Here is an 8066-nt window from a genome sequence, read left to right on the forward strand (position 1 = left end):
GGAAAGTTAGCTCAATATACCAATGAAGCTGTTGAGGTACTGGAATTTCCGGAATAATATATAACATACATTAATATGAAAAAGATACTGTTTTATTCTACTGAAGTAAGACAGTATCTTTTTTGTTTTCTATTGAATCAACAACATTTATAAACTTGATACAAATGAGAAAATTCTATTCATTAGTTTTACTGATAATCGCTGTAGCCTCTTCTCTCACGGTTTCAGCACAAGGTTTGAAAGGTTTTAAACTTAAAAACGGACTTTCTGTATATATATGGGAAGATAGTACGAAAAATGATGTGTTTGGTTTAGTCGGAGTAAAAGTTGGTGCGGTAAATGATCCGGAAGACTTAACAGGGCTGGCACATTACCTGGAACACATGATGTTTAAAGGAACACAAAGCATCAGTGCTTTAAACTGGGAAAAAGAAAAACCTATATATGAACAGATCATAGCCAAATATGATGAAATGGCAAATGAAACAGACCCAGCTAAAAAAGAAACGATTTCACTTGAAATAAATAAACTGACCGTGGAAGCAGCGAAGCTTGCCGCTCCTAACGAATTTGCTGAATTGACAGATAATATGGGAGGAAAAATGCTCAATGCTGCAACCGGATACGATGAAACCATGTATTACAGTTCATTTCCCCCCTCTCAGTTATATAAATGGCTAGACCTTAATTCAGAACGTTTTATTAATCCGGTCTTTCGCGCCTTCCAGCCGGAGTTGGAAACCGTTTACGAAGAATTTAACAGAAGTCAGGATATGCAAGGTTCCCTGCAATCAGACTTTATGTTGAAACATATTTTCCCTGGTCATCCTTATTCCCGCGCAATACTAGGTTTACAGGAACATCTGAAAAAACCTCGTCTGGGAGGATTAGTTGATTTCTATAAGAGTTGGTATGTTCCGGAAAATATGGTTCTGATCTTAGTCGGAAATATCAAGTTAAAAGAAGCAATGGGGCTTATTAATGACCGCTTTGGCCGTTTGAATCCACAAAAAAGCCCTGAACGGAAAACCTATCCTGAAATAGAAATAAAAGGCCGCACAGAATATAGTACAAAAATGGGAGACTTCCCTACTTTAAGATTAGCCTTCAAAGGGGTTCCGAAAGGACATGAAGACGAATTAGCCCTTACTATTTGTGTAAACATGTTATCCAATAGTAACCGTACCGGATTATTAGATAAACTATCTTTGTCCGGAGATGTCCTGGGGGCTGATGCCGGTTTGATCAATTTTAAAGAACAAGGTCGTATATTAATTGTAGGTGTCCCCTATTATGATGTAAACCAACGCCGCTTCGAATCATCAAAATCGCTTGAGAAAATGTTACTTCAGGAAGTCTCCAAAATACAGAAAGGAGAATTCAATGAAGAACTATTCAACTCAGTGAAAGCAACTCTTATACGTGACTTCGATCTCGCTTTTGAATCATCATACAATAAAGCGGAACAAATTTTGTCTACTTTTATTTGTAATGAAGACATAAGCCATGTTTTGAATTATAAAGAAAGATTGAAAGCCATCAGCATAGAACAGGTAAAAGAGATTGCAAACAAATATCTCAATAAAAATTACATTGTGTTAAATTATCAGCCGGGAAAAGCCCCTAAGGCTGAAAAACTATCCAAACCCAAATATGATCCAATCAATCCAGAACGCGGAGTGATATCACAATATGCCGAAAAATTTCGTAAGCTACCGGTTCGTAAAGTTGATCCGGTTTATGAAAAGTTCGATGCTGTCCAGATCAAGCAAGTGAATGAACGCTCCCGATTATTCTATACACAGAATCAGGAAAATGCGATATTCACACTAACTCTGAAATATGGAGTCGGAACCCATGAAATGCCTCAACTTAAATACGCCGTTGATTTGATGAATAACGCAGGTGTTATGGGTGCTTATGAACCGCAAGCGTTAAAGCAGGAGCTCAATGCCCTAGGCGCAGTTTGTAATTTTGGTGTAGATGACAATTACCTTTATGTCTCTATGTCTGGTTACGAAGAAAATCTTGAAGCTTCCTGTAATTTGCTGACTCGTCAGATCCTTATGCCCAAACTTGATGAGAAACAATTAAATAATATGATTGGTTCTGCTTATCAGATGCGTGCTATCGAAGAAAAAAATGAAAATTTGTTGGAAGAAGCCTTACACGACTATTTACTGTATCAAAACAAATCCGAATATCTGGATCGTATGCCATTGGAAGATATTATCAATCTAACAATCAGTAGTCTTACAGGAGAATTCAATCGGGCCACAGATTATGAAGCAGAAATTCATTATGTGGGTTCAATGCCTTTCAATGATGTTTACGATATTTTAAGCAAGAACCTTCCTTTGAAAGCTACAGAAAAGACAAGTAACTCACCTGTTGTAAAGGATCGTGTTCAATATAAAGAAAATACGATCTATTTCGTATCCGATAACGATGCATTGCAAAGCAAGATTTATTTTTATGTCGAAGGTAATCCTTTTAAGATTGAAGATGATGTTTATTACAAAGCTTTCAACAAATATTTTGGAAGCGGATTCGGCGGATTGGTTATGCAGGAAGTTCGTGAATACCGTTCTATGGCTTATACCGCAGATGGTGGAGAAATCACACCACCTCTGGCTAATAAAAACGCCTACTTCGAAGGATATATCGGTACCCAGGCCGATAAAACAATCGAAGCTATTGATGTATTTATGAATCTGTTGACGGAAATGCCGGAATATGCAGACCGCATCAATGGTATCAAGGATTATTTACGGGAAGGTCTTCAAACGGCTAAGCCGGGATTCCGCTCCAGAAGCCAAGTGTATGAAGCATGGAAGCGTTTGGGTTATACCGAAGATCCTGCCAAAACACAATTACCTAAAATCCAGAATTTATCATTTGAGGATGTTGTAAAATTCTATCAACAAAACGTAAAAGGCCGCCCGGTTGCTATCGGTATAATAGGCGACCCCAAACGAATTAATCTGGATGAGTTATCGAAATACGGAAAAGTCATTCGGATAAATAAGAACAAACTTTTTTCTTCCAAATAACAGAAAATCGACTAATATTACTAATAAAAAAAGCCGCTTAAAAGCGGCTTTTTTTATTTAGCGAACTTCACATCTATCCCTTTATCCTCTTTCGCTTTCAGCCCTAACACCCTGCCTCCTACTTTCACCTTTCCGGTAATAAACTCCGGAATATTATATGACATCATAAAACGGTCATAAAAGCCGGTATCTTTCTGAGGCAATAAAAACGGTTTGCATGCATTTCCTTTTTCATCTATATAAGCGATATAAGGACGCGTATATAATCCATCCATACGGCGACTGCTGAATATGACCCAACGGCTATTGCTACTCCAGGAATGATAGCTTTCCACATCATCGCTATTCAATATATCTAACGGTATGCTTTCTCCTGTTGACAAATCCGCCATCTGCAAATCCGCATCTTTATGCCAGATTGAGAAGTTTCCATAACCCGAGACTGTATACATTAAATATTTCCCGTCCGGAGATACCCGGGGGAAAGAAGCACTCTGACCTGAAACTGCTGCATTATATAAAGTATCGACCTCCGAACCGAAACTACGGCTGTCAGGATCGAATCCGATAGCACATAAATTATATTTGATCTCTGAAAACTCTTCCGGAATAGGACGTGCCGGAGCCGTACAGAAATAAAGTGTTTTTCCATCCGGAGAGAATGTCGGAAAAGTTTCAAAAGCATCTTTGGAAAACAACTTAGCCGTAGTTACAATCTCATGTTTTTTCACATCATAGACAACAACGTCCGACGCCTCATCAAACACTTCTATACGGTTCCTGTCGTTGGCATGGAATCCCTGTTTGGTATTGTTTACAGAAAATGCCACATATTTTCCGGAAGGATGCCAGGAAGGATAGACCAAAGAAGATATTGTTTGCTCGGTTTTCGTGTTCAGTTTTTCTATCTTATCGCCATCTATCAGAAGAGTTCCCGGATATGTTTCACGCATATGGAAAAGCATCTTATCCGGATTCTGCATGCAAAATGAATGACAATTCACACAGTTCCTGCCACTCATCTTATTCTCGATAATAGGCGTCTCGGTATAATTCTCCAGGTTACGCTGATAAAGTCCCATTTTATTCCATAAAGTGTATCCCGGTGCAATCAGACGGTAAGCTATATAAGGATCGACCGGTTCTGCCGCCACATTCCATTTAACAGGAGCATATTCCACCCATTTCCCTTTATCTTTCACCTGGACAACAACCTTTACCTCATTTCCTGCCGCAGACGATAATAGTTTTTTCCATTTAGAAACAGGAAAAACGAACTGGTTATCCTTCGCCTTCACTTTTATCTGCTGATCCGAGAATGACAGAACAGCACGTGCATCTTCAACAGGATTCTCCAGAGAGAAATTCAGCGGAGCGATATTTGCCGGTATCGTTATATCGGTGTAATCTGGGAAGATAGCAGGCCTTTCGCTTAACGTATCACTCACCTGAACCGAGTCCGAACAAGAAAAAAACAAGGCCAGCAATGCTATATATTTATAATTTCCATTCATATCCCATTCCTTTATTTAAACATAAAATAAAACCAGTAAGTATCTCCGTAGGCCCTGCGCAACAGTCCGGGGAGGGCACTCTTATTATTCCGGTTCGCCAGAACCTGCTTCTTGTATTCTGCAAAACGTTGCATGACGGAGGGAGAGATATCAAAACGTTTCCAATAATCCGGTTCCGCTTCCGACAACGTGATCACTGCTTCCTGGAAAGACTTCGGCAACACAGGAAGCACCTCCGTTCCATAATAAGTTTCGACCAGCCCTTTGAAACCTTCCATATTCTTTGCCAATAAAAGAAAGGCTCCCAGATACTCAATGGCCGCTTTATTTTCCGGATTGGCTTCAGCGATCATACGCATGTCTTTTTCGATATAGTTTATCTCGGAAAGATAGTTCTCTTTCGGTAAACATTTGCGCCTTGGTCCCAATACCGGATCCTGCTCTACAGCAGCATCATTATATAAAAATTTACGATGTTCACCAGCCCATTTTTTATAATAAAATGTATTCTCCAATATATTCAGATACTTCTCCGCCACCGGATATTCCCCATAAATAATATTTGTCTGAACAAGTCTCTTTAACATACGGGGGTTCCCCTCTCCTATGGCTGTTGCATATGCTTCAAAAGCCATTTCCTGAGCCATCGCCGGATTTCCCATGGCAAAAGCAATATCACTCAATAAAGAGGATATCTGCTCTGTTTTATTCCATCCGACCATTATTCCCTGCGGCCCTCTCTGGTCAAAACTGAACAAACGATCTGCCAACTCCCCTTTTTGAGATAATGCCAGATTCAAAAAACACATATTCAGATAATTAGTCAACGAACCTTGACTGCTTTCCACTATTTTATCCCATTGTTCCGTTCTTGCATAATAGTCGAGTTCTTTCACTTTGGCTGATTTCTTATCTCCATATTCAGGTATTCCCCACCAGCATAACGCAAATAAAAGGATTACCTGAAGGAGTCCGCCGGCAATCAGGAGTTTTTTACTGGTATCTTTCTTCCTTTTCCTCAACAGAAAAGCGACAATCAGGATCAGAGGCAACGAAATCCATGAATAATAGATGACAGTTTTCGGTTCCAATGCAGTATGATAGTAAGCATCCGGCAAGAAAGCAAAACGATATTCCCCCAGCATCGAGAAATAGACACTGCAAACCCCGCAAAGAAGAGCGAGAACAACAGAAAATAACGACCAGTAAAACCGGGGAGTTTTATTAAAGAACTCATATACTACCACCGACAAAGCGAACAAACATGCTACAGACCCGGCCAGTCCATAAAGCAAAGGTGTTATAATAATCTCTGCTATCATCCGCCATTTATCTGTCGATATACAAAAGCACAAATACAAAGCACAAAGCATCATATTGAATGCTATCGTTCCAAAAACCAGATAATTAAAATCAAAATGGAGGAACATAATTAAAACAACCGGGATCAGATAAAGCAGGAAACAATTCGTGTCCGAAGCGATCCGGCGAACAATCCCTCTCATTCCTAATCCGGTCAACAGCAACAGTCCCGCAGTAATTCCGGCACCAGCATAGGGATAGATAAAAAACTGCACCAAAAACTCAGATAAGGTTAACGCAAACCCGCCAGGCATAGCCAGTTTCTCAGAAATATACTCACCGGTAAATTGAAATAACTGACTTTGTTCGATAAAAAAGAAATGGAACTTGCTATATTCCTGAAGAAAAATGAACAAAGCAGCCAATACAACCAACCAGAAAGCTGTGACTTTCAATTTCATGGTATTATATTTTAAGCATGTTTAATCAATTCAAAACGTTTATCAACGCATGAAGGTAATTCATGCGGATAATGAGTGACGTAAATCAATGTCTTTCCCGGCCGTTCACAAAACTGCTCAATGATACGGGCAGCCTTCCGTTTATTACTGATATCGAGTCCGTGCAACGGCTCGTCCAGAATAATTAAATCCGGATCTTTCACAAAAGCCCGGGCCAGCAAAGCCAATCGTTGTTCCCCGGAAGACAATGTCAGGAACGAACGGTCTTTCAATTCTTCAATCCCAAAGACACGCATCCAAGCCAAAGCTATAGACTGTTGTTCTTCCGTACATTTACGATACAATCCGATAGAATCAAAAAATCCGGAACCAACGATATTTAAAGTGGGCACATTCTCCATATAAAAGAGATGTATCTCCGGAGAAACATATCCTATCCTCTTTTTTATATCCCAGATACTCTCACCCGATCCCCGTTTCCGGTCAAACAAATATAAGGTATTTGCGTAAGATTGAGGGTTATCTGCATAAATCAAACTTAATAAAGTTGATTTTCCGGCACCATTGGGACCGAATAACGCCCATTTCTCTCCATTTTTCACTTCCCAGTCCAGTTCTTTTAAAATAGTGCGGCTACCATATTTAATGGAGACATGCTCCATACGGAACGTCACTTCATGGGTAGAGGGTTTTTTAACCGATACGGGTAATGAAATATCCCCGGAATAACCGGGAAACAAATGTGCCAACAAGTCTGTCCGGCCCATGAAATCAGCCCGTGTCTGAGGAGGATAAGGTGTACGGTTATAGACTGGCAGGACGTGAGTTATCATCTCCGGTATGTCATCCGGATTCGACAACAATAGAATAACCTGTACATTATCCAGCTTCGCCATTTGTTGCAGTAAATGAACCAACACATCACGCGAAGCCGCATCCAGACCGATAAAAGGATTATCCAGTATCAAAATACGCGGATGGTTCAATAAAGAACGGACGACAAGAAATTTCCGGAGTTCCCCGCTGGAAAGAAAAATAAGTTTTTTAGGCAGCAAATCCTCAATACCGAAAAACGAGAGTATCTGATGTAAATCCGTTGTACCGGAATATTCTTTCAAAATATCTTCTACAGTCGGCACTTCATCGGTTTCCGTCGAGTGCCAGCGTTGTTGGTAATAAGAATTCCGGCAATCAGCTAATGAGTAAATGTCTTTGAATGCTATACTTTTTATCAGATTACTGATTTTGTCATCATAACCGAACGTCACCTCTCCCTCTTTCAATGCAAACTTGCGCTGTATCAGGTCTGCAATCAATGTTTTACCAGCTCCGTTAGGTCCGACTATTGCCCATTGCTCCCCTTCATTGATTTTCCAACTGAACGGCTCAGCAAAACGCAGTTCCGGTAAACGGGTTACTACATTATTTATATTAACGATTGTTTTACTCTTTTCCATTGTTGTTAATTTGTCCCCCCCAAAGGTAAAGAGTTTATTTATAAAATTAAACATACCGGAATAAAAGGAACTATTAAAAGAAAGGGATCACTCATCCCGAGCAATCCCTTATTATATATACAGGCCTGGTATGTCTATGAAATTCTTACAAATTAGTTATTTTAATGCCTGTAATTTCCCTACTCAACTTAACGTATCTATTTTAATATTTTTTATCGTATTTACATTTTATCACATTTAATCCAGAATCAGACACCAGCCTTTTCTAAACAAAAATAA

General features: G+C 39.6%; 4 protein-coding genes. 1 reads left to right on the forward strand and 3 read right to left on the reverse strand.

The features are described 5' to 3' along the window. The first annotated feature begins 164 nt into the window (after window positions 1–164). Window positions 165–3053, forward strand: coding sequence for a pitrilysin family protein (locus DXA15_RS16485; protein ID WP_128134744.1), 2889 nt, complete (start codon window positions 165–167; stop codon window positions 3051–3053). Between the two features lie 53 nt (window positions 3054–3106). On the opposite strand, the gene DXA15_RS16490 is transcribed toward DXA15_RS16485, so the two are convergent. The 3 genes from DXA15_RS16490 to DXA15_RS16500 are packed head-to-tail and all read right to left on the reverse strand — an operon-like array spanning window position 3107 to window position 7787. Then, on the reverse strand, window positions 3107–4567 hold the full coding sequence (locus DXA15_RS16490) for a PD40 domain-containing protein (protein ID WP_128134740.1): 1461 nt from the start codon (window positions 4565–4567) through the stop codon (window positions 3107–3109). Window positions 4568–4578: 11 nt separating this feature from the next. Beyond that, entirely contained in the window at window positions 4579–6330 is a 1752-nt protein-coding gene (locus tag DXA15_RS16495; RefSeq protein WP_128134741.1) for a DUF6057 family protein, read from the reverse strand. A gap of 11 nt (window positions 6331–6341) precedes the next feature. Further along, window positions 6342–7787 carry an ATP-binding cassette domain-containing protein gene (locus tag DXA15_RS16500; RefSeq protein WP_128134742.1) on the reverse strand — a complete coding sequence of 482 codons (1446 nt, stop codon included), beginning with the start codon at window positions 7785–7787 and terminating at the stop codon, window positions 6342–6344. Window positions 7788–8066 lie beyond the last annotated feature (279 nt).

It is taken from the genome of Parabacteroides sp. AM58-2XD (assembly GCF_003463685.1).
GTDB classification, from domain to species: Bacteria; Bacteroidota; Bacteroidia; order Bacteroidales; family Tannerellaceae; genus Parabacteroides; species Parabacteroides segnis.

Excerpts from the sequence above, each read along its gene's own strand:
- DXA15_RS16485 (WP_128134744.1), top strand. The coding sequence starts at position 165 with ATGAGAAAATTCTATTCATTAGTTTTACTGATAATCGCTGTAGCCTCT.
- DXA15_RS16490 (WP_128134740.1), bottom strand. The coding sequence starts at position 4,567 with ATGAATGGAAATTATAAATATATAGCATTGCTGGCCTTGTTTTTTTCT.
- DXA15_RS16495 (WP_128134741.1), bottom strand. The coding sequence starts at position 6,330 with ATGAAATTGAAAGTCACAGCTTTCTGGTTGGTTGTATTGGCTGCTTTG.
- DXA15_RS16500 (WP_128134742.1), bottom strand. The coding sequence starts at position 7,787 with ATGGAAAAGAGTAAAACAATCGTTAATATAAATAATGTAGTAACCCGT.